Raw genomic sequence first — 25,061 nt, forward strand, 5'->3', positions numbered from 1 at the left:
ACCTACCGGATTATCACAGCGGAGGCCGGGTTTTAGAATCAGGGGGCCTTGATGACACTGCCCACCCGCCGGGGGCCGGGTGGGCAGTGTGGCCGTGCGCCGCGCAAACTGCGCGGCGCACGGCCGGGTGTGTACTGGGTGCGGTGCGTACTAGACGCGCGCGGATTCCTTCTCGCGCTCGGCCGGCTTGTAGGACTCCCAGAACGTGGCCCCGGTGATGCCGAGGGGCCGGGGGTCGAAGACCGGGTCAAGGCCGAGCTTCTGCTGCCGCTCAAAGTCCTTGAGCGCCTTGAAGGCCGGCTTCTGCAGGACCAGGATGCCCACGATGTTCAGCCAGGCCATGAGGCCCACGCCGATGTCCCCCATCACCCAGGCGTCAGCGGCCGTGTTCACACAGCCGTAGGCGGCGGCGACGAGGATCGCCACCTGCAGGGCGATGGTGCTCGCGCGGCCAAGGCTGGTCCGCAGTCCGGGAATCATCTTGGCCGACGAGTTGCCCAGGAGGAAGCGGAGGTTGGTTTCCGCCATGTAGTAGTAGGCGATGACGGTGGTCAGGCAGAAGAAGACCAGCGTGATGGCGATGAACGCGGCCCCGACGCCGGGGAAGACGGAGTCGAATCCGGCCTGCACGTATTGTGGCCCGACGACTGCCGATGCCGACAGCAGGCCGCCCTCGGCAAGGACTTCACCGTCTTCGCTGCCGCCCGAGAAGACCCGGTAGGCGCCGGTGGAGAGGATCAGGAAACCGGTGGCAGAGCAGACGAACAGCGTGTCGATGTACACAGCGAAGGCCTGGACCAGGCCCTGCTTGGCCGGGTGGGATACCTCGGCGGCGGCAGCGGCGTGCGGGCCGGTGCCCTGGCCTGCCTCGTTGGAGTAGACGCCGCGCTTGACGCCCCACATCACGGCCAGGCCGATGATCGCGCCGAGGGCCGAATCCATGCCGAAGGCGCTGCGGAACACCAGCGAGAGGATCTCCGGGAGCTGGGCGGCGTTGATGACCACGACGATCAGGGCGAGGATGATGTAGCCGGCGGCCATGAACGGCACCACGAACGCCGCAACGCTGGCGATGCGCTTGACGCCGCCCATGACCACGAGGGCCAGGAGGATGACGGAGCCGACGGCCACGGCCCAGGACGGGATGGTCCAGGCGCCGCTGATGGCGGTGGCCATGGAGTTGGTCTGGACACCGGGCATCAGAACGCCGCAGGCAAGGACGGTCACGGCGGCGAAGACGTAGCCGTAGACCTTGAAGAAGCCGGAGCCCTTGGTGTGGGCAAACGCGCGGGAGAAGTAGTAGGCCGGGCCGCCGCGGTACTCGCCGGTCAGCGGGTCGCGAGTCTTGTACATCTGGCCGAGGGTGGATTCGACGAAGGACGTGGACGCGCCCAAGAAGGCCACCGCCCACATCCAGAACAGGGCGCCGGGGCCGCCGAAGGCGATCGCGGTGGCGACGCCGGCGACGTTGCCGGTGCCGACGCGGCCGGACAGGGACATGGCCAGGGCCTGGAACGAGGAGACGCCGGAGGCCGACTTTTCGCCGTGAAGCAGCTGCTCGATCATTCCCTTGACGTGCCGGACCTGCAGGAAGCGTGTCCGGACCGAGAAGTAGACGCCGGTGGCGAGGCAGAGATAAACGAGCCAGTCGCTCCAGATCACGCTATTAATTGCTGACAAAACACCGCTCATAAGTGTGGGTTCCCTCCATGGAAGAGCGCGGGTGATGCGGTTCGGGGGTGCGCGCTGTCGGGTGGACGAAAGTGGCGCACGCCACACCAAAACCTGTGAAGTGTTGCACAAAGGAGCGTCGTCCGTCCATTTGACTAATTCCCAGGCTGCCGAACACGTCATATTGGCGAATTTGTGGTGGATGCTGCAATGTGCGCGAGACTTGGAGTCCGGCCCCGACGAAAGCAGTTGTTCCTTGATCACTCTCCAGCAGGACGCAGAAGGCTTCATCCGGATGAACCGGCACTACCCCGCCAGCGTCCGCATCCGGATCAATTTCCAGGACGGCAGCACCGGCGAGTACTCAGGCCAGGCCCTCAACAACGCCTACGATGCGGCCCTTGCGGAGTTCCGGGCGAAGAACAACCTCGACGCGCGCGGATACTCCAGGACGACTGCGGGCCGCTCGAACTCCGGCAACAGGATCGACTTTGTTCCGGTGCACCCCGGGATGGGCGCGGAGTAGGCGCTCCCGCGCTCAAGGCATGGCCCGCCCGCAGTGATTTTCCTAAAGATAAGACCGTGAGAGGCTATTTTGGTCATGACTTGTTTGGGGGAATCTTGATTTCAATAGTTGCGTCCATAGTTGCCATTGTCTTACCCGCGCTTCTCGTTGCAGTCGTCCTGTACTGGATTATTCGCTTGGGTGTAAAGCACGGCATGAGGTCCTATTACTCAGAGAAAATTCGCGAGTCTGAGACGATTTAGGAGGCTTTGCGGGTCATTGACACCCGACCCTGAATCTTCAGTTCGTTGTTCCAGCCGACCGGGTTGGAACAACGTTGCTTTCGCTGCCGTAGGCTGAGGCAACCGACATCTGCGGCACATATTTGGGGGTATTCAGAGTGCTATTCGAGGACCAGCTGGGGAACTTCCTGTTCATCGTATTTTGGTCAGTGATCCTGCTGGTGGCCGTCTATTGGGTCGTGAGGCGTGCAATAAGAGATGAATCTAGTCAACGCACTAAGAACGACTAGCTTTCCCTCAAAGCCGCCGCTTCGACCCCTCCGTCGTTGGGTCGGCTTAGCCGCCGGCGGTCGTCGGAGGCGCTCCTGGGAGCCAACTCTTGTACCAATTCCGTTGCAGCGGGAGATGAATAATCACTCCGTTCTTTCCCTGACGGTTCTTGGTAGGTTCGAGAACAGTCATTTTTGGGGGGACATAATGAAAAATCGGGTTTCTAAGACGGTGGCCATCGCTGCTGCACTACTGTTATTGCCTGCCTGCTCTGGCTACCAGGGAATTACGGCTGTCCACCGGGAAGTGGACGCGCGGGATAATCTGCTGGCCGACGTTCGGAACGCTAGCCCCGACCAGCCTTCCGATTTCAGGCTTCTGGTCGAGGACACGGGAGTGAAGTACTTCGCGGCCGAAAGCGAAGACTTCACCAAGGCATGCATAGCCGTTTATCCCGTCGATGAGCCCGACCAGTGGAGCATCGGATGCAGCGACGGGATCACGAATGACCGGGAGATTGTGACGGTAGGCCACGTCGGCCAGCCGACAGCGAAACTGGTGACGACGGGTTTCGATACGCGCGCTCTTGAAGACAGTGGTTGGAAGAAGATCCACGACAATGTCCTCATCGGCGGAATGTAAAGGCTGCTCAGTCCGTCAGCGCGGGTTCTCCAGCGAGATGCTCTCCAGGTGCTCCGGGACGCGGACTTTCCAGCCGAGTTGGTGCTTGATGCGTGCCCGGAGGGCGTCAGAGGCGTCCGGTTCCCCGTGGGTGATGTACGTCATGGACGGCGCCTGGGGTGCAGCCTTCATCCATTCGATGATGCCCTTGGAGTCTGCGTGCGCGGACAGTCCTTCCATCTGGATGACCTCGGCCTCGATCCTGACCTCCTGCCCGTAAATGCGCAGGTACTTCCCGCCCGCTGCCAGTGAGGCGCCCCTGGTTCCGCCCGCCTGGTAGCCGCTGAGGATGATGGCGTTCCGCCGATCGGGCCCGTAGCTTGCCAGGTGGTGGAGGATCCTGCCGCCGGTGAGCATGCCGCTGGCCGAGATGATGATCATGGGTCCGCCGCGGAGGTTGAGCAGCTTGGACTCGTCCGGGCTGCGGACGGGGACAGCCACTTTGTACATGGCCTCGAATTCGCGGTCTTTGAGCCGGTGTTCCTCGCGGTGCCGCTGGTACATGCCGGACGCGTCGATGGCCATGGGGCTGTTCAGGTAGACGGGGATGGGCGGGATGGCATCCTTGGCCAGGAGGCGGGAGAGGTGCAGCAGCACCGTTTCGGCCCGGCCCACCGCGAACGCTGCGATCATGATGACCCCTGCCTCTTGGCCACCCGCGTGATGATCGCGCCCAGTTCCGCTTCCGGGTTTCCTGCCGGGTGTTCCCGGTTGCCGTAGGTGGATTCGGTGACCAGCACGTTGACCGGTTCCAGCGCCCGGGGCGGGTACATCAGGGGGTCGTTGGCGCGGCCAAGATCGCCGGTGAAGTGGACGGTGCGGCCGCCGAGCTTGAGATGCACCTGTGCCGCGCCGAGGATGTGGCCGGCGGGCAGGAAGGTTGCCTCGATGCCCCCGGGCAGCGGGAACGGTGCATCGAAGTCGCGGCTGATGAAACTGTCCAGCGACCGGACGGCGTCCGCTGCCGTGTAGAGGGGCACGGGAGGGTGGTGCGAGGTGGATCCCGCGTGGTCTGCGTAGCGGGCCTCCTCTTCCTGGAGGTAACCGCTGTCAGGCAGCAGCAGCTTGCACAGCTCCGTTGTGCCGGCGGTTGCGTAGACGGGGCCGCGGAAACCGTCGCGGACCAGCGCGGGAACGTAGCCGGTGTGGTCCAGGTGCGCGTGGGTCAGGACAACGGCGTCGATGTTCGCTGGATTGACCGGGAAAGGCACACGGTTGCGGTCGCGGAGGCGTTTGTATCCCTGGAAGAGCCCGCAGTCCACCAGGACCTGCCGGCCCTGCGAGCGGACCAGGTAGCGGGAGCCCGTCACCGTGTCCGTAGCCCCCAGGAAACGCAGCGTCGGGGGATGCTGTTCCCTCATGCCCGCTCCTGGTGCTCGATGGTGACCGTACCGGCGTCGCCATCCACGGTGACCTGCTGCCCGGTGGCCAGCCGCTGCGTGGCCACGCCGGTGCCCAGTACGGCGGGGATGCCGTACTCGCGGGCCACGATGGAGCTGTGGCTGAGCGGGCCGCCCACGTCCGTCACTATCGCGGAGGCCATAGCGAACAGCGGCGTCCACGCGGGAGTGGTGATGCGGGCAACCAGGACATCTCCGGGCTCCATCCGGCCGAAGTCCCGTGGCCCGGCCAGGATGCGGGCCGGAGCGGTGACCCTCCCTGAACTGGCGCCCGCGCCCTTGATGACGTCGCCGCGCTGGCGTTGCGACGCGGCCGGCATCATGGACCCGAGGGCTTTCTCCATCCACCGGCGCTCCGGGAGCATCTGCGGGGCGGCGGCCCTCGCCTGGCCCCGCCACAGCATCCGGCGTTCCTCGACGGCGGCGTCCCGGACCGGGCGGTCCGCTCCGGTAATGGCGGCCCGCGCTCCGGGAGCGGCGAGGCCGAACTCGACGGCGGTCCGCAGCTCCCGGAAGCGCAGCCAGAACACGTCGGCGGGTTGGGCGATGACGCCGGAGGCCACCAGCCGGCGCCCGAGTTCCAGCAGCATCTGACGCAGCAGCGGCCAGGCCAGTCCGACGTCGGCCAGCGCGTCTTCGCGGATGGGCGCGGTGTCCTGGGCCCACCGGAGCAGCCGGAGGAAGGCGGCGCGCCGGCGCGGCCCCAGCCGGGCCGCCATCCGGGCAGTCAGTTCTTCCCGGCGCTCGGTCAACAGCCGTTGCCGCTCATGGGGGTCGGTGCCCTGCCCCCGCAGGTAGAACTTCACCGTTGCCAGGAGGGTGGAGGGATCATCCGCGGCCACCGGGGTGGCGAAATCAAGGTTGTAGACCGCGTGGCCGTAGCGGTCCAGGTGCTCCCGGAAGGTGAAACGCCATTCCTGCCACAGGGCATCGTCCACGCCTGCGGGCGGCGAGCCGGTGCGCTGGCACTCGGCGAGCACCGCCGTCGGCTGTTCCAACAGCACTGCTGTCAGCCCGGGGTCACTGCGGGCCCAGGCGGCCAGGTCCCACAGCGACTTCTCCGCCTGGATGGGTTGGCTGTCGTACCCCAGGAGGAACGTCTGGGCCGGGGGATCCCCGGCGCGCCGGACCAGCTTGTCGTAAAAGGTGCGGAACGCGAGCTCGCTGCTGGTGGCGAGCGGGATGATTGACTGAACGGCCGTGTAGTAGACGGTGCCGGCGTCCAGCAGCGCCTGCGCGCCCGCCAGCAACTCGTCGCCGGTGAGCTCCGCCGGGGGCCTGGCCTGCCGGTCCTTGATCACCCGTTCGTAGCGGGGGTGCGAGAACTCCCGCCACCCGGCGATCCCCATGTGCGCCTTGCCGCGGGCCAGCGCGCCCAGCGCCGTCGGCAGCTTGACCATCATCCGCCACATGCCTGAGCTGCGGTAATAGTAGTAGGCGTAGCCGTTGACGGTGGGCAGTCCAACGTCGCCGTCACGGATGACGCTCTTGCCCAGGGCCTCCACCATCAGGGCCTGCAGCGACTTTGCCACCGAGCTGTCCACCAGGTCGGCGAACAGCGGCGTGAGCGGATCGGGCAGCTGTTCCACGATGCTGGCGCGGAAGTAGAGCCCGTTCGGGTACGGTACGGGCCAGGCCTCCGGGGTGTCGGCCGTTGGCTCGGGCAGCGCGGTGATGGGGCGGGACTGGAGGATGAAGAACCTGCCGCCGGCCCGCGCCCACTCAATGTCCTGCGGGGCACCGAAGTGGGCGGCTGCCCGCTGCCCGTGGCCGGCAAGTTCCGCCGCTTCCCGGTCCTCAAGCACGGGTTCACGACGGCGGGCTGCCGCCACTGGCTGCTCCCGGGTGCCGTTCTCCGCGTAGACGGTCATGACGTCCTTGCTGGCCGTCCGCCGTGACACCACGGCGCCGGTTCCGGCGTCCACCACCAGGTCATCGGTGGTGACCTTTCCGCTGACCACCGCTTCGCCCAGGCCCCACGCGGCGCTGATCACCGTCTGGTCCCGCCGGCCGTTGGCGGGGTTGGCGGTGAACATGACCCCGGCGGCCTCGGCTTCCACCATCTGCTGGATGACGACGGCGAGGCGCACCTGGCCGGGGTCCACGCCTTCGCGGGCGCGGTAGGACATGGCGCGCGCCGTCCAGAGCGACGCCCAGCTATCAATCACCGCAGTGGAGAGTTCCACCATGCCGCGGATGTTCAGGAAGGTTTCCTGCTGCCCGGCGAAACTGGCGGTGGCGAGGTCCTCGGCCGTGGCGGAGGAGCGGACGGCCACGGGCGTTCCGCTGCCGAGGCGCCCGTAGGCGGCCCCGAGTTCGGCGGCGATCCTGGCGGGCATGGTGCCGGTCCTGAACAGCTCGCTGATCCGCCGGGAGGCATCCACGTAGGCCTGCGGCTCCGCCTGCGGTGGCAGCGCCGCGAGCTCCTGAATGCCCGCTCCTAGGCTGTTTTTCTCAACGAACTGCGAGTACGCGGCGGTGGTCAGCACGAACCCGGGAGGCACCGGCAGTCCGGCCCGGATGAGGCCGCCCAGTCCCACGGCCTTGCCGCCTGCTGCGGCAAGATCGCCGGGTCCCACATCGCTGAGGTCCTTGATGTAGCTCATGGCCGCGCGTCCTTGCTGCCCGGGTGGGGGCGCTTGGGGTGAACCTGATGCTCACATACTGGCACCGCCGGGGGCGGCTTGCCATGGGTCCAAAGTCAGGTGCCGTCGTCGCAAATTAGGACGGCGCCGCGTGGACGGGCGGGCAGGCCCCGCACCGTTCACCGCGCGTTTCCTACCGCTCACCGCATAAAAGGTTCGTTTGCTTAGTATCTGCACCATGATTGCCGGAGGCCACGGCGGCATAGGGGGGACTTTCGCCTCTGGAGGGGTGTGCGCTGTGGCAGCTGGAGGACACTGACGTCTTTGACGAGCAAGGGAGCACCATGGGCTGGCTGGACCGAGAACGAACCGTTGCCCCGCCGGGATTCAACCGCTGGCTGGTGCCGCCCGCGGCGCTCGCCGTCCATCTCTGCATCGGCCAGGCCTATGCCACGAGTGTGTACAAGACGGCCCTGGTCAAGCATTTCGGCGCCAGCCTGACCGAGATCGGCGTGATCTTCTCCATCGCCATCGTGATGCTGGGACTGTCCGCCGCCATCATGGGCACCTGGGTGGACCGGAACGGCCCGCGCAAGGCCATGTTCACCTCCGCCATGTTCTGGGCGGGCGGCTTCCTGATCGGATCGCTCGGCATCTTCACGAGCCAGCTGTGGCTCGTGTACCTCGGCTACGGCGTGGTGGGCGGGATCGGGCTGGGCATCGGCTACATCTCGCCGGTATCCACCCTGATCAAGTGGTTCCCGGACCGGCCGGGCCTGGCCACCGGCATGGCCATCATGGGATTCGGGGGCGGTGCGCTGATCGCCAGCCCCGTCTCCACGGCGCTGCTCAAAATGTACGATCCCAACTCCGGCGCCAAGGACTGGGTGGCCAGCGGCGATGCCGTGGGCAGGCTCTTCCTGACCCTCGCCGTCGTCTACCTCGCCTACATGCTGTTCGGCGCCTTCACCATCAAGGTCCCCGCGGACGGCTGGAAGCCGGCGGGTTTCGACCCCAGTAAGGTCAAGGCCGCCAAGCTGGTCACCACAGAGAACGTGTCGGCAAAGAACGCCGTGAAGACCCGGCAGTTCTGGCTGGTGTGGATCGCACTGTTCTGCAACGTGACCGCGGGCATTGGCATCCTGGAGCAGGCCGCGCCGATGATCCAGGACTTCTTCCGCCAGTCCGACGGCGTCTCCCTGGTGAGTGCCGCCGTCGCCGCGGGCTTCGTGGGGCTTCTCTCCATCGGCAACATGGCCGGACGCTTCGCCTGGTCCGCCACCTCGGATGTCACCGGCCGCAAGCGCATCTACATGGTGTACCTGGGCGTCGGCGCCGTGCTCTATACGGTGCTGGCGCTGGCCGGCTCCACCACCACCGTCCTCTACGTGGCACTGGCGTTCGTCATCATCTCCTTCTACGGCGGCGGTTTCGCCACCGTCCCGGCCTACCTGCGGGACCTCTTCGGAACGTACCAGGTGGGTGCCATTCACGGCCGGCTGCTCACCGCGTGGTCCGCCGCCGGCGTGGCCGGGCCGCTGATCGTCAACGCGTTCCTGGACGCCCAGGGCAAGCCCGGGCAGCTGAACGCCGTGTCCTACCAGCCGGCGCTGCTGACCATGGTGGTGCTGCTGGTGATCGGTTTCCTGGCCAACCTGATGGTCAAACCGGTGGATGCACGATTCCACGAACCCCGCCCGGACCGCGGACGGGCACACGAACCTGCCATGGAGGCCTGAGATGAGCACCGCACACAACACCGGCGCGCAGGTGCCCGCCAAAGTATCCACCGGCAAGCTCGCCGTCGCCTGGGCGCTGGTCGGAGTCCCTCTGGCGTACGGGATCTACCAGACCCTGACCCGGGTGGCGGCGCTGTTCGGGTAGCCTCACCAGGTCACGGTTCCGGCGGCACCGTCCACCGTAATGCTCTGGCCGTCACGCAGCCGCGTGGTGGCATCGGCAACGCCCACTACCGCCGGGATGCCGTATTCGCGGGCCACTACGGCCCCGTGCGAGACGACGCCGCCCATCTCCATCACCAACGCCCCCGCGGTCATGAAGAGCGGCGTCCAGCCGGGGTCAGTGGAGGGTGCCACCAGGATTTCCCCGGGTTCCAGGCGGGCACCCACGGGGTCCATGATCACCCTGGCTTTTCCTGTGGCGGTGCCTGCCGACGCGGGTGTCCCCGTCAGCCGGTCGTCCGCAGCCTGTTGGGGCAGGCCGGCGGCCGCCGCCATCATGGCAGCCTCCACGTCTGTGCCGTCGGAAAGCAGGAGGCGCGGAATGCGCCGGCGCCGCAGTTCGACGTCGTACAGCCTCCGGCGGCGGGCGACAATTCCCTTCAGGTCCCCCCCCGCGAAGGCCCACCCGCAGTTCGTCGAAGTCCAGGAAGAACACGTCACCGGCGTCGCCGATGGTTCCGTTCCCTGCCAGTTCGGCGCCCACCTCCGTCAGCTGCCGGTGCATCTCCGCCATCACCAGCACGATGCAGAATTTCGGCAGCTCCCGCAGGCCGGAAAGCTGCCGCGTCCGGCGCAGGCACAGCGCCACGAGGCGTCCCCGCAACCGGCTCTTTGCCCCGGCGCGCTGCACCAGTTCGCTGATCCGGGTCTCGGCGTGCTCGGCCGCCCGGGCGAACTGGCGGTCGGGAGCTTGTTCGGGATCCTCCACTCGGAGATAGTTGGAAATCATCCCCAGGATGTGCTCGGGCTTTTCGGACCATCTGGGCATTCCCAGGTCAATCTCCGCCACGGCACGGTGGCCGTACTGTGAGAGGAACTGCCGCAGCCCGGACTGTGCCGGGGCGGGCAGCGTGCCTGCCCTGTAGCGGCCGGTCAGCTCGCCGGGCGTCAGCTCACTGAACGCCCGGCGTGACTCCGGATTACCGCCAAGGGACACCGCCAGGTGCCACAGCTCCAGGTCCATGTTGGTAGTCACGTTGTGGGGAAGCCCGCGCAGCACGGCCTCAAGCTCACGCGGCTCGGCAATTCCGCGCAGCAGCCCCCGTGCCAGGGCCAGCATCAGGTAGCCCAGGGACGGGCCCGGCAGCGTGGCCTGGATCAGACTGTTGATGGAGGTGGCCAGGATGTCCTCGGTGTGCTGGAGTCGCCTGGTGGCGGTGGCCGGCAGGGGGAGGGCGAACCGTGCTGCCAGGCGGTCCTGGTACCGCCGTGCCCGCCGCAGTTCGCGGTCCGGCCACAGCAGGGCGCGGACCATGCCGGGAATGATCCCCAAGAAAACACCCAGGCCCTGGGTGCCCTGCGCGCCTTTGGCCTGTGCCCGGGCGGGGGCGGTGTTGGCTTTCGATGTCCGGCGCGGAGGCCGGGCAGCACTGAACCTCGGATCGTCCAGGAGCGCAGGGAGGATGACGGCGGACCGTCCGTCTGCGAGCGGCAGCATCCTGGCCATCAGGTCGCGGCCGGATTTGTTGCGGAGGATAGGCGTCAGGTCCACGTACATCCGCAGGCCCGGGTTCACGGTTTTCCACGGCCCGTTGTTGTTGCCGCGCATGAGGGCCAGCACATGGAGGCCCATCGGCGTGATGGGGCGGGTGAGTCCTTGCATCAGGGTTCCGCACAGGTACACCCGGGTATCGGTGCCGTCCGCGCCGGAGGCTGCGCTGCCCGCGCCGCCCACGCTGTCCGTGCCGGATTGCCCAGTGAACGGGTCGTCCTCCGGCAGCGGGTACAGCGTGGTGATGGGGCGGGACTGGGTCAGCCAGGCCTTGCCGCCGCCGTCGATGACCCATTCCACGTCCTGGGGCGCGCCGAACAGCCGCTGGGCATCGTCACCCAGGGAGGTGAGTTCGTGAAGTTGCGTGTCCGTCAGGCTGGGTGCATTCGTTGGCTGCTGCAGGATCCGGCCCGAGGCCGTCTCCACCACGAAGTGGTCCGGATTCACGGCGCCGGAGACCACCTGCTGTCCCGGCCCGGCGCTGGCGTCGATGACCGTCTGCGTCCGGGTTCCGGTCACGGGGTTGGCCGTGAACAGCACGCCTGCCGTGGCGGCGTCCACCATGCGTTGAATCACGACGGCGAGTCCCACCTCGCGGTGGCTGATTCCGTTCGTGGTGCGGTAGGCCACGGCGCGGTCCGTCCAGAGGGAGGCCCAGCAGCGCCGGACGGCCTGGACGACGGCGTCGGCCCCGTCCACGTCCATGAAGGAGTCCTGCTGCCCGGCGAAGCTGGCGAAGGGCAGGTCCTCGGCGGTCGCGGACGAGCGTACCGCCACCGGTCCGCCGCCCATCGCGGCGTAGGCCTCGCGGATGGCGGCTTCGACGTCGGGCGGGACGGGTGCTGCCAGCACGGCCTCGCGGGCCTGCCGCGCGAGGCCGTCCCGGTGGTCGTCCGGAAGTCCGCTGCCGCCGTCGGACGTTTCCGCCCCCGCACTTCCGGCGCCGTCAAGGCGGGCGGCGATGGCGTCCAGGCCGGCGGGCGCGGCTATCCGGTAGGCCGCCGTCGTCAGGCAGAACCCCGGCGGAACCGGGAAGTCCGCGGCCACAAGCCGGCCCAGGTTGAGGGCCTTGCCGCCCACAGTGGCCAGCGACGCTGATCCCAGCCGGCTGAGGTCAGCCACCAGGTCCGCGCCGGCGCCGGCACTTCCTGAAGCCATGGCCTGCTCCTAGCCGTTGCCCGGACCGTCCCCGGTGTCCTCCCACATGACGTCAAGGTTGTGGAAGATCACGGGACCGTCGCACAGCTTCGCCATTGTGGCCGCGAACTCGGACGTCTCCGGCCGGCCGGAATTCTCCATGGCCGAGTCAAAGGAATCAAACTCGACGATGGTGAAATAGGTCCCCGGGCGGTCCCTGTCCGCTGTGGCAATGATGCTGCGGAACGTGGCCGGACTGCTTCCCCCGGTCCGCGAGGGGCGGCCCAGCTCCTCGATTTCCTTGATGCGGGAGGTCCTGAATTCGATGATCTGCACAAACCCGGGCATGACGGCTCCTCGACGGCGGTGGACGCTGATGCGGATCAGGCTAGTCCCGGGAGCGGACCGTGCACAGGGGAGAAGTGCCCTACTTTGGGGGGGACTACGCGTTCAGCTCTGCGGCTGCGAAGGACACGGCGAAGCGGGCGCACCAGATGCTGACCGAGGTGTAGTCACCCAGGACGGCTGCCGCCGGAATCTCGTAGTTCTGGTCGCCCTTGTTGGCCTTGAGGGCGCCCAGGTCCAGGTAGGCGCCGTCGTCGAAGACGTGCCAGCCTGCCACTCCCTCAATGACGGGGGCGTCGCTCAGCCACACCTTCAGGTCCGGCCCGTCAGAGGTGTCAAGGCCTTCGAGCCGGAGGATCCGGCTGCCGTCCGCGAGCTCAAGGATCCGTACCGTTCCCGAGCTGGCATGTTCGTGGCTGATGAGCTGGCCCGTTGCGAGTTCCCGGGGAGCCGCGGGCGCGGCTGGCTCACTGGGTGTGGTTGGCTCGCTGGGTGTGGCGGACGCCGGGGGCGCGCTGGGTTCCGCCGTTGATTCCTGGGACGGGATTGCGAGTGGGGCAGCGGCCGGGATGTCCTCGGTCACGGTGGAGCTGGTGAAGATCCGCCAGGGCTGGAAAAGGTACAGCCCCACGCCCAAAGCAATTGCAGCCACGAACAATCCTGCCGAGATGGCAGCGCGCTTTCCCATATCCCCTCAACGAGCGGATGGATCTTTGCGTTCCTCGGCCGGCCCACGCCTCCACAGCCCACTCCTCCACAGCGCCACGGCAAGGACTGCCACCCACAACAGGAACGCCCCGATGCTGATGCGCTCGCCGATGCCCAGCACCAGGTTTGGCCCGGGAGCCGCTGCGAACGCCACCATGCCCATGAGCGCCGAGGCGGCGAGCGAGAGGATCGAATACCACCGCATCCGGCCGCGGAACCCCGCCGCCACGAAGGACATCGCGGCCACCATCAGTGCCAGCTGGATGTTCGTGGCGAAGATATGCATGGGAATGGACGCATCGTCTCCCAGCGTCAGCGGGTACAGCGCGCCCATGATGTTCCAGAGCCCGTAGGCGATGAGCAGGCCGCCGGCGATGCGCAGGGCGCGGCTCCCGTGCACGGAGTTCCATACGCCCACACCGAAAGCGGTGAAGAGGGCAGTGTAGAGCCACGGGAACGGTCCCAGGACGTCCCGGCCGGGGGAGCCGACGGCGAACAGTTCACTCACCATCTGCTCGGTGCGGCGGTACCCCTCCCACTGGGATGCCGCCAGCCCGTCCGTGGCAACCACGTAGAGCAGCGAAGACAGCGGCCCGGCGGCCAGGAGGATCTTCCGGACGGCGTCCCGCCGCGGGCTGCCGGTTTGTGCGGCCCGGGTGCGCTGGGGGTGGCGCCCTTTGGCGATCGGCATTGTGAAACGTTCCTCAAAGCCCGCGGCCAAAAAGGGGGCGCAGGACCCGCGGGCATGGGGCCCTGATGCCTGCTCCTTCCAGCGTGTGCCCGCTTGCCATATACAGGTAGGGCCGAACGGCCTTGCCCGCCCGGTTAGTCGATGGCCTCGATGCCCTGCCGCTTCAGTTCCTCCAGGTGGCTGCGCATGTGCTGCAGCGCCTCGGGGGAGTGCGGCTGCCACTCCGAAACCTCGCCGAGCACGCGGAGGGGTTCGCGGGTGCGGTAGGACCGGGTGGGGTTGCCGGGGAACTTCCTGTCGGTCAGGTTGGGGTCGTCCTGGAACGGCCCGGTGGGCTCCACCCGGTAGATCCTGCCGGGCCCCTCGCCCGCGCTGAGTTCTGCGCCCCAGGTGGCGGCGTCCAGGGTGGCGGTGAAGTAGATGTGGTTCGCGGCGTTCCGTCCCCCGTAGTTGGAGGCGTACCCGGGAAGCAGCAGGTCCCCGGGCTGCATGTGGGCTTTGGTGCCGTGATAGAAGGGCCCGGAGTCGTTTGGGCTGGCCGGGGTGTTCTCCAGCGGGTGCAGGAACGCCGCGGCATCCGAGGCCACCCGGTCCGGGCACTCCCACAGGACCAGGTGCCCGGCGTCGGGATAGACCTTCAGCACGGCGCCCGGAATCCGCGAGGCCAGGACCTCCTCGTCCTGCAGCGGCAGCAGGTCATCCTGGCCGCCGTAGAGGATCAGCGTGGGCGTCCGGATGGTGCCGGCTTCGGTGGGCGGGACGGCTGCAGCCAGCCCGTCGAGAATCTTCTGCCAGGCGTGGGCAGGCATCCGGACGCCGTCGCGCACCCGGTCCTCCAGGTACCAGTCCGGAACAGGCTGGTGCAGGGTGAACCAGGAGAGCGACGCCCGGACCCAGGCCTCATCGATGGGATCGGCCAGCCGCTCCACCTCCTCGGCGAAGGCCGGCCGCCCCCGCAGGCTCAGCGGCGACCCCACCAGGACCAGCGCCGCCACCCGCCCGGGCTGCACCACAGCGAGCTGCTGGGCCACATAACCGCCGCTGGAGGAACCGAGGACAAACGCCGTCTCCACACCAACGGCGTCCAGAACGGCCGCCGCGTCCTCGGCCTGTTCGCCCAGGGAGTAGCCGGCCTCCGGTTTGTCCGCCCCGCCCTGGCCGCGGAGGTCCGGGGCATAGACCCGGAAGCCGGCGAGCCCAGGCAGCAGGCGGTCGAAGCAGCGGCGCGATTCGCCCCACGCATGCAGCAGGAGCAACGGTGCCGCGTCCGCGTCGCCCTGGACCAGGCACGGCACCGAGATGCCGGTGCGGAGGGCCAGGTTCCGGACCTCGGATTCCATGGCATCAGCGTACGCCGGGTGCTTGAAGGGAAGAACGACGGCGGCACACCGCTTGGGCACGCAGGTCCCGGGACCCCTGAACCAGGCTAAAGCTGCGCCGGGCCCAGGGGATCGGGAGTGACCGGCTGGTCGTTGGCCGCCAGGTCGATGCCGAAGTCCCTGGCGAAGACCAGCCGGGTGGACTTGTAGATCCCGGCGTGGTTTTCGTCGAGCTCAAAGACGCGTGCGCCACGGAGCCTGTTCCGGTCGGCACCGGGCAGCCCGTACGCACCAAATCCGGTACCCGGGCCGTAGCCGAGCTCCACGCCGTAGTAGTTGCCCACGTAGGTGTTCACGTGGTCATGGCCCACAAAGTAGCCGCGCACGTCCCCGCGCTCCAGGAAGGCGTTGAACAAGCCTGAGTTGAAGGGGCCCGGGCACTCGTCCTCGTTCCGTTCACCCACAATGCCGTGCTTCTTCACGGCACGCTGGTGGTCCGCGTCCGTCCGCGAGTCGATGCTCGCGAACCACATGGCGCGGTGCTCGTGGAGTGCGATGTGGCCCCACATCAGGGACGGGATCTTCCGGCCGTACTTCTGCTCGGTGGCGATGGAGAGGTTGCGGTACCAGGCCACCTGGTCCATCCGTACCCAGTCCCAGTCCGGGTAGCCCTCGAAGTCCTGGCCGTTGATGGCATCCGGCGCGTAGCGGCCGGTGTCGATGAGCCACAGGCCGAAGGCAGGGTCCTTGGACTTGGAGGACTGCACCAGCAGCAGCGAGTTGGAGGTCCCGGTGACTCCATCCGTGGTGTCGCCGTTGACGTTGTATTCATAGCTCTGCAGGAACTGCAGCATCCTGGCTTCTGTCATGCCGGTCTTCGCCGCAGAGTCTTCGTCGTGGTTGCCGAACGTGACGGCCCAGGGGATTTTCCGGCTTTCCATCGGCTTGACCACCTGGTTGAGCGCCTGCTTGACGTCCAGCTCCGTGTCGCAGCCGCCGTTGATGACGTCCCCGTTGATCACCACGAAGTCCGGCTTTTCCGCGTCAAGTGTGCGCTCCATGAGCTCGATGGTGCGGCGGTCGGTCTGCTCGTCGTCCTGGGTGTCATTGAACTGGACCACCTTGAAGCGGCCGTCGGGCCGGAACGCCAGGGTGGGCTTGGGTGCCTTGGCGCCCGGGGCTGCGGTGGCTCCGGTTGCCGCAGCCACCGCAGCCCCGAGGGCACCGAGGGCGCCGGCGGTTGCCAGGGCTGTCCTCCGGCTGAAGGTGTGCTGGTCGATCTTGGTGGTCATCGCTGCCTCTCCGCGTTGTGCGCGGCGGGTTTCCCGCCGCCGTCCCAGCGACTCTAGGAAGCCGCGGGAACCGGTTCCCAAACGCAGGGTGAACAGCTGCGGACGCAAGCCAAGTGCCGCCGTCGTAATGGGCGACGGCGGCGCGCGGCTGCTGCGGCGGCTACGCCTCCCGCTCCTCCCGCTGGAACGCGCGCACGGCCTCGCTCACGGTGGGATAGAAGTGTTCGGGGGAGAAGCGCGCGGCCATGCCGTACCGCAGCAGCCTGTCCTTGACCGGACCTTTCATCTCCGCGAACACCAGGTCCACGCCGTGCCGTTCCAGCCATTCGTCCAGCTGGATCAGCTCATCCAGGGCGGTGGTGTCGATTCCCGTTACGGGCTCGGCCGCCAGCACCACGCGTTCGGTGCCGGGCGGGGCCTCGTCCAGCGCGTTGCGCACAAAGGACCCCAGCAGCGCGCCGTTGCCGAAGAACAGCGGCGCGTCGAAGCGCAGGATCAGCAGGCCCGGGACGCGCTCGCCGTCCGGGTGGCGGCTCACGTCGTGGTAGCCGGGCACGCCGGGCACGTCCACCAGTTCGGCACGGTAGGGGTCCCAGGCCCGCCGCAGGAAGTCCAGGATGGCAAGGCCTACGGCCACGACGATCCCGGGGAGGACGCCCAGGATGGTCACCCCGAGGAACGCCGCGAGCATCACCAGCGATTCGCTGCGGCTCATGCCCAGGAGCCGGCGCACCCCTGCAGGGTCGGCGATCCCTGCCGCTGCGGCGATCACGATGGCGGCCAGGGTGGTGGACGGCAGGAACTCGGTCACCCCGGGCGCTGCAAGCATGAAGCCGAGCACCAGGACTGCGCCCACCACGCCCGTCAGCTGGGATTTCGAGCCCGACTCCACTGCCACCGGCGTGCGGGAGGTGCTTGCAGAAATGGGGAAGCCGCCCAGCAGGCCGCTGGCTGCGTTCGCCGTGCCCAGGGCCGCCATTTCGTGGTTGCCGGAGACCTTGCCGTTGCGGGCGGCGGCAAGGGACTGGGACAGGGTTCCGGTGTCCACAAAGACAATCAGGGCGATGCCCGCGGCGGCGGGCAGCAGCGCCAGGACGTCGGCCCAGCCGATCCCGCCGAGGGCCGGCGCAGGGAGCCCCTGCGGGAGGGCGCCGGTAACGTCCACCCGGTCGCGGAGCCCCAGCAGTGCCACTGCGGTGCAGGACACGACGACGGCGATCAGCACGCCGGGCACCTTCCACTTCAGCCAACGCGGCACGAAAATGAGCGCCAGTGATGCCAGCCCCAGCAGCAGTGCCGCCATATTGGTTTCACCGGCGAGTATCTTGGGCACCGCGGCGAAGAGCTTGTCCCAGGGCGTTTCACCGTCCACGGAGATCCCCAGGAGGACGGGAACCTGGGAGGCCACCACCAGCAGGGCAATGCCGTTGAGGTAGCCCAGCCGGATGGGCTTGGACAGCAGTCCCGTCACGATGCCCAGCCGCAGCGCCGAACCCACCAGCATGATGGCGCCGATCAGGATGGCCAGGAGGCCAGCCAGGGCCACGGACCTCTGCTCGTCGGCCGCAGCCAGGGGCAGCAGGGCGGCCACAATCATGGGGGCGAGTGCTGAATCCGGGCCCAGCACCAGCACACGCGAGGGCCCTACAGCCGCGTAGGCAAGCAAGGGCACCACTGTCGCGTAGAGGCCGGTGACCGGCGGGAGGCCGGCGGCCTGCGCGTAGGCCATGCCCGCGGGCACCAGGACTGCGAAGAGCGCGGCCCCTGCCACCAGGTCGTGCCGCAGCCACTCCATCCTGTAGCCGCGAAGCGACGGCGGGATCCACCAGGATCGGGGCTTTCCGGAGCGGCGCATGCTCCGATCATGGCCCATCCTGCGGTTGCCCGCCATTATGCAGCGCTGTGAAGGCGGCGGCATGGGGTGTACGCGTATTGACTGCCCGTGGCCGGAGGAATAGCGTCTGCGGTTAACGGGGCCGGTTGCCCCGTTTCCACGGGATTAGGGGCCGGATCTGGGCCGCTCCTGCATGGCGATGGAGCCAGGTGAGGAGGATTCTGCGCGGATGCCATCCTGCGCCAAACGTGCCCGGGCTCCGCGGGTACCTTCCGGATGGCCACAGAAACCGGGTTAGGGATCCAGGGAAGGAAAGAACCGTGCCGAAGTATCTGTTTGAGGCCACATACGTGGGCCAGGGCATCAAGGGGCTTATGCAGGAGGGCGGCACCAAGCGGCGTGACGCGCTGGTGGAGGCGTTGCAGTCCGTGGGCGGAACGCTGGAGTGCTTCTACTACGCCTTTGGCTACTACGACGTCCTGGGCGTTTTCGAGGCGCCGGACGATGCAAGTGCGGCAGCACTGTCGCTGCTGATCAACTCAACCGGGAACGTCAACGTCCGCCTGAAGCCGCTCCTGACGGTGGAGGACATTGACGAGGCCGCCAAGAAGACGCCTTCATACCGCGCGCCGGGGAAGTAAAACCTCCGGGACCGTAAAGGAGGCTGGCAGACATGCCAGCGGGCCGCCGTCGTGCATTGACGACGGCGGCCGCCTGGCTCAGACCAGCTGCAGCGCGTCCGCCACCACGCGGCCGCGGTGGATGACGGTGCGGCCGGGGAGGCGGTCCATCACGGCGGCCGTGACGGTGTCGCCCTCCAGGCACTGCATCCATACGGAGCCGGCGGGGGTTACGTCAACTTCCTGGACGCCGACGACCAGTCCGGCATCGAGGACAACTACGGCGGCAACTACGCCAGGTTGGCCAGCATCAAGGCGAAGTACGATCCCGGCAACCTGTTCCATATCAACCAGAACATCAAACCTGCGGGCTGACAGGGAAGGGTCTTCCGTCACCCCAGAGCGGGTCCGACGGCGGCAGGCACCTTGGACGGGTCCTGCCGCTCGGTGAGTGGTTACGTGCACGTCCACTTCCCGTGGCTTACCCGTGGGTAACCGTTTACCTGGTGCTGTGAGGGTGGATGCGCCGGCTGGAACGGCCGGCAGCATTCACTCGACCCGGAGGACCTTCGTGTACCTGATTGCCAGACCGTCCAAGTTCCATCCCGCCCGGCCTGTGGCCCTGACTGCCAGCACCCTGGCCGTCCTCGCCGCCGCGTCCCTGTTGAACCCGTCCAGCGGCAACGCCGCCGAGCCTGCCGACTGGGACGCCACCGCCTACCGCGGCAGCGTGAACGTCGTCGAAGGGCCTGACGAGAACCAGCAGGTGATCGACGGCATCGCTTTCGTGGACGAGGACCAGGACTCGGTGCAGGACGGAAACGAGCGCGGCCTGGCCGGGGTGACTGTGTCCAACGGGCGTGACGTCACGAAGACGGACAGCCAGGGCCGCTACGAGCTGCCGGCGTTCGACAACATGACCGTCTTCGTAACCCAGCCCCGCGGCTACCAGGTTCCGGTGGACGGGGACAACGTGGCCCAGTTCTTCTATCACCACTTGCCTGCCGGCTCGCCGGAGCTGAAGTTCGGCGGCATCGAGCCGACCGGAGAGCTGCCGGACCAGGTGAACTTCCCGCTGGCCAAGAGCGGCCTGACCCAGTCCCCTGAACAGCATTGCGTCATCGGTGGCGACGTCCAGACCTACAGCCAGGACGAGGTGGAATACGCCCGCACCGGCGCCTTCGCCGACCTGGCCGCAAGAACGGACTATGCAGGCTGCGGCGCCCTGTTCATCGGCGACGTGGTGGGTGATGATCTCTCGCTGTACCCGCAGACCCGCGAACTGGCCGGCATGCTGAACGGCCCGGCCCGTTTCCTCCCCGGCAACCATGACCTTGATTTCGATGCCACCAGCAGCGAGCATACGTTCGACACGTTCAAGGCCAAGCTCGGCCCGGAGTACTACTCCTACGACGCCGGCAAGGCGCACGTCGTCGCGCTGAACACCGTGGAGTTCCCCACCAAGCTCCCGGCTGCGAAGGGCGACTACACCGGTTCGCTGGATGAGCAGCAGCTTGAATGGCTGCGCAATGACATCGCCCAGGTGCCGCAGAACCAGCTGATCGTCCTGGCCGAGCACATCCCGCTGCTCGATTACGCCGACCAGGGCAGCAGCAAGCACCAGGTGGAGCAGGTCAAGGAGATCTACAAGATCCTCGAAGGCCGCGAAGTGGTTGCCCTGGGCGGGCACACCCACAGCATCGAGAACCTCCGCGAAGGCGACTCGCTGGCAGGCTGGTCCGAGCTGTTCGGCATCGATGCCCTGCCGTTCACGCACATCACCGCCGGCGCCATCTCCGGTGACTGGTACTCCGGACGCCAGACCGCCGAGGGCTACCCGCTCGCTTACCAGCGCGACGGCGGCCTGCCGGGCGTGCTGACGCTGGACATCAAGAACACCGAGTTCCAGGAGCGCTTCACGGTCCGCGGCGAGGACGAGTCACTGCAGATGTCCCTGGGCCTGAACACGCCGCGCTACCGCGAGTGGTACGCCCAGAACCTGGCTAACAAGGGCAGCGCCCCCGCATTCGCTGACCCGCTGACGGTTTCCCGCGACGATCTGGCCAACACCACCTGGCTGACCAGCAACTTCTGGATGGGCAGCACCGGATCCACGGTGAAGGTACAGCTCGACGGCGGCGAGACGGTTGAGGCGGTCCGCACCCAGCAGATGCAGGGCGAAGGCCAGCTGGTGGGCGCCGAGTACTCCGACCCGGTCGCGGTTCAGGAGCAGCTGGTCAACGGCGGAAGCCTGGCCGACCGCATGATGCACCTGTGGCGGCTGCAGCTGCCTGCCGACCTGGCAGCCGGCGAGCACACCGCCACTGTCACCGCCACCGACGTGTACGGCCGGACGTTCACGGAGACCCTGACCTTCCAGGTCGCCGGATAACGATCGAGTTCCGCTGCATAGCGGATACGGACAGCCCTGGCACGAGGCATGTGCCAGGGCTTTTCCGCACTCAGCGCGGGAGGCCGGCCCTGATCTGGATGAGCGTGAGGTCCAGCAGCGGCGTGGGGACGTTCAGGTCGCGGGCCCGGCGCGCGAGGTCACCGAGGATGTGCTCCGCTTCGGAGGGCAGCCCTGCGGTGAGGTCCCGGTACAGCGAGGAGGTGAAGGCCGAGCCCGGCTCGGTGAGTATCCCGACCGCCTGTGTATGAGCGGCGTCGGACACGGGATGTCCCGCCGCTGCGGCCACCGCTTCGGTTTCAGTGATGGCCTCCAGGATCCTGGCCCGCCCGCCGGCGTCGAGGATCCGTCCCACCGGGGCCCGGAACAGGCAGTTGACGATTCCCGCGGCAGCGATGAAGGCCCATTTCTCCCACAGGGCGGCCGTTACGTTGTCGGCTGTGGAGAAGTCGACGCCGGCCACGTCCAGGGTGTCGGAAACCTCCGCGGGGACGGTGTTTCCGTTGAGGCCGCCGATCATGAGGGACGTGAGCGGCACCTGCTGGCGGACCACATCGCCGTCGAGGGTGGCGACGATCCGGGCCAGGCCGCCGAGGACCTGGCCCGGGAACTGCTGCTCCAGCCGGTCCACGTGGGCCATGCCGTTGAGGATCGGGATGATGGCGGTTTGGGGCCCCACGAACGCGCCAATCTCGCCGAGCACGCCGTCCAGCGCGGTGGCTTTGACGGTAACCAGGATCAGATCAAAAGGCCCAGGCCTGTCCGCCGCAGTGATGGTCTGCACCTGGTGTGTCCGGTCATCAGTGGGGGAGATGAAGCGCAACCCATCGCGGCGGAGAACCTCCTGCTTGCGCGGCCGCACCAGGTACGTGACGTCCCGTCCCGCTTCCTGCAGGAGCGTGCCGAACGCCCCGCCTGTTGCTCCGGCTCCGACGACGAGAATCCGCATGGGTGCGTACCTTCCGGGTGGTGTTCGAGGATGGACCGGGCACAGCAGCCTGGGAACAGTTGAGGCTTTGCATCCGCTGTCCCAAGGCTAGGACGTTTCAGCGGGACATCCCACCTGTGGCGCCTGAACCCCAGGGGAAGGCCGCTTCGGCTAGTTGTAGATGCTGCGATTGATCTCCACGAGGTCGTCGGTTGTGAGGACTGCGCCGTTTTCGATTTTCTCGGTGATGGTGGTTATGGCGAGGTCCCTGCGCGGGGATATGAGGTCTTTCCTGGCAGCCTGCAGTGCTGCCGGGAGGTGTTGGCGGGTGAGCTCCGTGCAGTAGGCGGGGGCTCCGGGCTGCTGGCGCCATGATTCGGCCAGGCTGCCGGCGTCGACGCCATCGAACCCGGTGGCTTCGACCAGCGCCATTGCTGCACGCTTATCCACGTCACGGTCACCGGCTACTGCGACCGCGAGGCGGCCGGGAGCTCCTGCTGCTTTCCCCTTGGCCTCGAGGGATCCGGCCAGGACGGCATTCCAGGCTTTTGCCACGGGCCGGCCGAGTTGTTCGGCAACCCAGACGCTTTCAACCTGGCCTTCGTCGAGGGCCTGGATATGCCCGTCGCGCAAGGGGTAGTAGTTCGAGGTGTCGATGACGGCCACCTCGTTGGGCAGGTCAGCGATGAGGGCCTTGACCGCGGACACGCTGCTGAGGGGCACAGAGATGATGAGGACCTCGATGTCGTTGATGACGTCGGTGGCGTCGACTGCCCGGGCGCCGGCCGCCACGATGCTTGGGTCGATGGTGTGGGGTCCGCGGGAGTTGGCGATTTTGACGTTGTGTCCAGCAGTGCTGAGCTTGCGGGCGAGGATTGATCCGATCGATCCGGCGCCAAGGATGCCGATGTTCATGTCATGCCTTTCATCGAAGATGGTCCCGTTGTTGGGGCCTTTGCTGTGGTCTCTGATAGCTGGTGGTACGTGCCGTCAAGATAGAGGAGTGGACCGGCGGCGGGTTGGGGGTAGCTGTGGCCGAGGGCAAGCAACGTGAGGATGTAGCTGCTTCCGGCCGGGACACGGTCAAGGATCCGGGCGCGAACACGGGCCCGGGTGTCCTCCAGTGCTGGTTCTCCGGTGGGGAGAAGGAACCAGTCGCCGGCAGCGAACCGGTCAATCCCGGAAGTCGCGAACCTCGCGGCCAGGCCAGCCTGATTGCCGGCAAGGAAATTCACCACGACAGTGTCCGTGCTGGCCAGTGCCGGCCATGAGGACGACGCGGCGCTGACCGAGAAGGCCAGTACCGGCGGCTCTGCAGAAACGGATGTGATCGACGTCGCCGTGAATCCCACTGGACCGCCCGGGCCAGTCAACGTCACCACGGCTACGGCTGCAGCATGGTGCCGGAAGAGGCTTTTGAACTCCCTCAAGTCCAGTCCAGCCTGCATTACGAGATCACCGATATGGGCTGTTGGTCCACGGCGGCCGGGGTGCGGTCTTCGGACGAATTCCGGTGGTTGGTGACGAACAGCGCGCCGAGCAACGCGCCGAACGCGATGAACCCGGCTGTGGTGAAGGCGGCTTGTCCTGCGGAGACCGTCTCGGTGACGCTTAGCGCCCCGGCGTGTATTGAGTTGGCTCCGATGGTGTAGGCCGAGACGAGTACAGCGCCCCCGGCCGCACCTGCCAACTGCTGGGCAGTGGTGAATGCGGCGCTGCCATGAGGGTAAAGGTCTGTGCGCAGGGAAGACAGTGCCAGGGTGGTGAGTGGAGCCCACATCATCGCCTGGGCTCCGGACATGACTAGGTAGGCCGCCAGGTAGACGAAGACGCCGTTGGTCTCGTTGAGTGTGCTGAGGAACCAGATACTCGCCGTCCAAATAAGTGCACCCGGGATTACCAGCGGACGTGGTCCGAACCGATCGTAGGCCCTTCCACCAAGGGCGGAGACAATCGAAATCATGGCTCCGCCGGGCACCAGGAAGAGCCCGATTGCCATGGTCCCCAATCCCAGGGCTCCGGTAAGGACCAGGGGAAGGATGATGAGGATGCCGAATCCGTTAATGGCGATAAAGAGCATTACGACCAGGGGTATGACGAAGGACCTGGTGCGGAAGATGCGCATATCCAGCAGCGCGTCGCCGCGGCGTCGCAGTGCGATCTGACGAAAGACGAAGGCAGCCACGCCGGCAGCGCCTACCGCGATGGGAAGGTAGGGCGGGACCTGTGCGTGTCCTGATACGGATTCCCCGATCGATGCCAGTCCGTAGACCAAAGCACCGAATCCGGCAGCGGACAGCACGAGGGACGCAACATCGAGTGTGACCGGTTCCGGGGTTGTGATGTTTTTGAGTTTGGCGGCACCGAGAACCAGGGCGGCTACGGCGATCGGCAGGATGAGGATGAAGAGCCAGCGCCAGGGCAGGTAGGACAGCACGAACCCGGAGATGGCCGGGCCCAGGGCCGGTGCTATTGCTGGGACAGCGGTGACGATCGCCATGATGGAACCGCGACGTGATTCGGGGACAAGGCGCATCGCGGTGGTCATGAGCAGCGGCACGAACACGGCCGTTCCAACGGCCTGGATGATGCGGCCGGTGAGTAGGACCCCGAATCCCGGGGCTGCGGCCGCAATTGCTGTTCCGATGATGAAGAGTGCCATCGCGCTGAGATATATCGTCCGCAGGTGGAAACGGCGCATCACGAATCCGGTCGCCGGGATCAGTACTGCCAAGGTCAGGAGGTAGCCCGTGGTCAGCCATTGCCCGGCCGAAGGGGTGATTTCCAGGCTGGATATCAGCGTCGGCAGCGCTACGCCCAGCAGCATTTCGTTGAGGAGGACGAGGAAGGTTGAGACCATCAGCAGGCCGATAACGAGCGCATTGCCCGGTGCGAGCCGTTCGTGGGAGCCAGGATTCCGTGGGTGGTCTGTAGCGGATGAGTTTAAAGCCATGTTCGTGTTCTCCAAGG

The 25,061-nt window shown here is 67.0% G+C and carries 21 protein-coding genes and 2 pseudogenes; 7 read left to right on the forward strand and 16 right to left on the reverse strand.

Annotated features, from left to right (window positions below; translation table 11 throughout):
* Nucleotides 1-150: 150 nt before the first annotated feature.
* Complete coding sequence (locus ABRP28_RS00735) at nucleotides 151-1,692, reverse strand: alanine/glycine:cation symporter family protein (protein ID WP_350003859.1); 1,542 nt, start codon at nucleotides 1,690-1,692, stop codon at nucleotides 151-153.
* 235 nt (nucleotides 1,693-1,927) lie between these two features.
* Here ABRP28_RS00735 and ABRP28_RS00740 point away from each other — a divergent pair, with 235 nt between their 5' ends.
* Nucleotides 1,928-2,197, forward strand: a complete 270-nt coding sequence (locus ABRP28_RS00740) for a hypothetical protein (protein ID WP_350003858.1) — start codon at nucleotides 1,928-1,930, stop codon at nucleotides 2,195-2,197.
* A 626-nt stretch (nucleotides 2,198-2,823) separates the two neighbouring features.
* Nucleotides 2,824-3,330 (forward strand): hypothetical protein, encoded by a 507-nt coding sequence (locus ABRP28_RS00745; protein WP_350003857.1) that lies wholly within the window; start codon nucleotides 2,824-2,826, stop codon nucleotides 3,328-3,330.
* A 15-nt stretch (nucleotides 3,331-3,345) separates the two neighbouring features.
* Here the strand turns inward: ABRP28_RS00745 and ABRP28_RS00750 are convergent.
* Nucleotides 3,346-4,730 (reverse strand): annotated as a pseudogene (locus ABRP28_RS00750) (MBL fold metallo-hydrolase RNA specificity domain-containing protein).
* Nucleotides 4,727-7,375, reverse strand: coding sequence for a PEP/pyruvate-binding domain-containing protein (locus ABRP28_RS00755; protein WP_350003856.1), 2,649 nt, complete (start codon nucleotides 7,373-7,375; stop codon nucleotides 4,727-4,729). Before ABRP28_RS00755 ends, ABRP28_RS00750 begins: the two are co-directional and overlap by 4 nt.
* A gap of 323 nt (nucleotides 7,376-7,698) precedes the next feature.
* On the opposite strand from ABRP28_RS00755, the gene ABRP28_RS00760 reads away from it, so the two are divergent.
* On the forward strand, nucleotides 7,699-9,093 hold the full coding sequence (locus tag ABRP28_RS00760) for an OFA family MFS transporter (protein WP_350003855.1): 1,395 nt from the start codon (nucleotides 7,699-7,701) through the stop codon (nucleotides 9,091-9,093).
* Between the two features lies 1 nt (nucleotide 9,094).
* Nucleotides 9,095-9,238, forward strand: a complete 144-nt coding sequence (locus ABRP28_RS00765) for a hypothetical protein (protein ID WP_350003854.1) — start codon at nucleotides 9,095-9,097, stop codon at nucleotides 9,236-9,238.
* A gap of 2 nt (nucleotides 9,239-9,240) precedes the next feature.
* Here ABRP28_RS00765 and ABRP28_RS00770 read toward each other — a convergent pair whose 3' ends face one another.
* The 9 genes and pseudogenes from ABRP28_RS00770 to ABRP28_RS00810 form a co-directional block, all read right to left on the reverse strand.
* Nucleotides 9,241-9,450 carry a PEP-utilizing enzyme gene (locus tag ABRP28_RS00770; RefSeq protein ID WP_350003853.1) on the reverse strand — a complete coding sequence of 70 codons (210 nt, stop codon included), beginning with the start codon at nucleotides 9,448-9,450 and terminating at the stop codon, nucleotides 9,241-9,243.
* Entirely contained in the window at nucleotides 9,434-11,965 is a 2,532-nt protein-coding gene (locus ABRP28_RS00775; RefSeq protein ID WP_350003852.1) for a PEP/pyruvate-binding domain-containing protein, read from the reverse strand. Before ABRP28_RS00775 ends, ABRP28_RS00770 begins: the two co-directional genes overlap by 17 nt.
* 9 nt (nucleotides 11,966-11,974) lie before the next feature.
* Entirely contained in the window at nucleotides 11,975-12,292 is a 318-nt protein-coding gene (locus ABRP28_RS00780) for a hypothetical protein (RefSeq protein WP_350003851.1), read from the reverse strand.
* A gap of 94 nt (nucleotides 12,293-12,386) precedes the next feature.
* Complete coding sequence (locus ABRP28_RS00785; RefSeq protein WP_350003850.1) at nucleotides 12,387-12,941, reverse strand: DM13 domain-containing protein; 555 nt, start codon at nucleotides 12,939-12,941, stop codon at nucleotides 12,387-12,389.
* A gap of 42 nt (nucleotides 12,942-12,983) precedes the next feature.
* Complete coding sequence (locus tag ABRP28_RS00790) at nucleotides 12,984-13,688, reverse strand: DUF998 domain-containing protein (RefSeq protein WP_350003849.1); 705 nt, start codon at nucleotides 13,686-13,688, stop codon at nucleotides 12,984-12,986.
* Between the two features lie 134 nt (nucleotides 13,689-13,822).
* On the reverse strand, nucleotides 13,823-14,251 hold the full coding sequence (gene arr, locus ABRP28_RS00795) for an NAD(+)--rifampin ADP-ribosyltransferase (RefSeq protein WP_350003974.1): 429 nt from the start codon (nucleotides 14,249-14,251) through the stop codon (nucleotides 13,823-13,825).
* A 30-nt stretch (nucleotides 14,252-14,281) separates the two neighbouring features.
* A pseudogene (locus tag ABRP28_RS00800) lies at nucleotides 14,282-15,028 on the reverse strand (alpha/beta fold hydrolase); the annotation flags it as partial.
* An 86-nt stretch (nucleotides 15,029-15,114) separates the two neighbouring features.
* The gene (locus tag ABRP28_RS00805) at nucleotides 15,115-16,299 is read right to left on the reverse strand and encodes a metallophosphoesterase family protein (RefSeq protein WP_350003848.1); all 1,185 of its coding nucleotides are present in this window, start codon (nucleotides 16,297-16,299) and stop codon (nucleotides 15,115-15,117) included.
* Nucleotides 16,300-16,459: 160 nt separating this feature from the next.
* The gene (locus ABRP28_RS00810; protein ID WP_350003847.1) at nucleotides 16,460-18,154 is read right to left on the reverse strand and encodes a SulP family inorganic anion transporter; all 1,695 of its coding nucleotides are present in this window, start codon (nucleotides 18,152-18,154) and stop codon (nucleotides 16,460-16,462) included.
* Nucleotides 18,155-18,453: 299 nt separating this feature from the next.
* Between ABRP28_RS00810 and ABRP28_RS00815 the strand changes: the two genes are divergently transcribed.
* From ABRP28_RS00815 to ABRP28_RS00825, 3 genes are all read left to right on the forward strand, one after another.
* The gene (locus tag ABRP28_RS00815) at nucleotides 18,454-18,774 is read left to right on the forward strand and encodes a GYD domain-containing protein (protein WP_350003846.1); all 321 of its coding nucleotides are present in this window, start codon (nucleotides 18,454-18,456) and stop codon (nucleotides 18,772-18,774) included.
* 117 nt (nucleotides 18,775-18,891) lie between these two features.
* Nucleotides 18,892-19,128: a BBE domain-containing protein gene (locus tag ABRP28_RS00820; RefSeq protein ID WP_350003845.1), complete on the forward strand. Its 237-nt coding sequence runs from the start codon at nucleotides 18,892-18,894 to the stop codon at nucleotides 19,126-19,128.
* Nucleotides 19,129-19,324: 196 nt separating this feature from the next.
* Nucleotides 19,325-21,145 (forward strand): calcineurin-like phosphoesterase family protein, encoded by a 1,821-nt coding sequence (locus tag ABRP28_RS00825; protein ID WP_350003844.1) that lies wholly within the window; start codon nucleotides 19,325-19,327, stop codon nucleotides 21,143-21,145.
* 70 nt (nucleotides 21,146-21,215) lie between these two features.
* On the opposite strand, the gene ABRP28_RS00830 is transcribed toward ABRP28_RS00825, so the two are convergent.
* From ABRP28_RS00830 to ABRP28_RS00845, 4 genes are all read right to left on the reverse strand, one after another.
* On the reverse strand, nucleotides 21,216-22,112 hold the full coding sequence (locus ABRP28_RS00830; RefSeq protein WP_350003843.1) for a 2-dehydropantoate 2-reductase: 897 nt from the start codon (nucleotides 22,110-22,112) through the stop codon (nucleotides 21,216-21,218).
* 150 nt (nucleotides 22,113-22,262) lie between these two features.
* A complete protein-coding gene (locus tag ABRP28_RS00835) occupies nucleotides 22,263-23,006 on the reverse strand; it encodes an NAD(P)-binding domain-containing protein (RefSeq protein ID WP_350003842.1) in 744 nt (247 codons plus the stop codon).
* Nucleotides 23,003-23,521 (reverse strand): flavin reductase family protein, encoded by a 519-nt coding sequence (locus ABRP28_RS00840; RefSeq protein WP_350003841.1) that lies wholly within the window; start codon nucleotides 23,519-23,521, stop codon nucleotides 23,003-23,005. Before ABRP28_RS00840 ends, ABRP28_RS00835 begins: the two co-directional genes overlap by 4 nt.
* Before the next feature lie 17 nt (nucleotides 23,522-23,538).
* The gene (locus tag ABRP28_RS00845; protein ID WP_350003840.1) at nucleotides 23,539-25,044 is read right to left on the reverse strand and encodes a DHA2 family efflux MFS transporter permease subunit; all 1,506 of its coding nucleotides are present in this window, start codon (nucleotides 25,042-25,044) and stop codon (nucleotides 23,539-23,541) included.
* Nucleotides 25,045-25,061: the final 17 nt, after the last annotated feature.

This window comes from Pseudarthrobacter sp. WHRI 8279, from assembly GCF_040224115.2.
In the GTDB taxonomy this organism is placed as follows: Bacteria; Actinomycetota; Actinomycetes; order Actinomycetales; family Micrococcaceae; genus Arthrobacter.

Bases quoted from the DNA above. Each gene is read 5' to 3' on its own strand.
- ABRP28_RS00805 (WP_350003848.1), bottom strand. From the start codon at position 16,299: ATGACCACCAAGATCGACCAGCACACCTTCAGCCGGAGGACAGCCCTG.
- ABRP28_RS00830 (WP_350003843.1), bottom strand. From the start codon at position 22,112: ATGCGGATTCTCGTCGTCGGAGCCGGAGCAACAGGCGGGGCGTTCGGC.
- ABRP28_RS00775 (WP_350003852.1), bottom strand. From the start codon at position 11,965: ATGGCTTCAGGAAGTGCCGGCGCCGGCGCGGACCTGGTGGCTGACCTC.
- ABRP28_RS00835 (WP_350003842.1), bottom strand. From the start codon at position 23,006: ATGAACATCGGCATCCTTGGCGCCGGATCGATCGGATCAATCCTCGCC.
- ABRP28_RS00760 (WP_350003855.1), top strand. From the start codon at position 7,699: ATGGGCTGGCTGGACCGAGAACGAACCGTTGCCCCGCCGGGATTCAAC.
- ABRP28_RS00845 (WP_350003840.1), bottom strand. From the start codon at position 25,044: ATGGCTTTAAACTCATCCGCTACAGACCACCCACGGAATCCTGGCTCC.
- ABRP28_RS00755 (WP_350003856.1), bottom strand. From the start codon at position 7,375: ATGAGCTACATCAAGGACCTCAGCGATGTGGGACCCGGCGATCTTGCC.
- ABRP28_RS00780 (WP_350003851.1), bottom strand. From the start codon at position 12,292: ATGCCCGGGTTTGTGCAGATCATCGAATTCAGGACCTCCCGCATCAAG.
- ABRP28_RS00765 (WP_350003854.1), top strand. From the start codon at position 9,095: ATGAGCACCGCACACAACACCGGCGCGCAGGTGCCCGCCAAAGTATCC.
- ABRP28_RS00745 (WP_350003857.1), top strand. From the start codon at position 2,824: ATGAATAATCACTCCGTTCTTTCCCTGACGGTTCTTGGTAGGTTCGAG.
- ABRP28_RS00810 (WP_350003847.1), bottom strand. From the start codon at position 18,154: ATGCGCCGCTCCGGAAAGCCCCGATCCTGGTGGATCCCGCCGTCGCTT.
- ABRP28_RS00735 (WP_350003859.1), bottom strand. From the start codon at position 1,692: ATGAGCGGTGTTTTGTCAGCAATTAATAGCGTGATCTGGAGCGACTGG.
- ABRP28_RS00790 (WP_350003849.1), bottom strand. From the start codon at position 13,688: ATGCCGATCGCCAAAGGGCGCCACCCCCAGCGCACCCGGGCCGCACAA.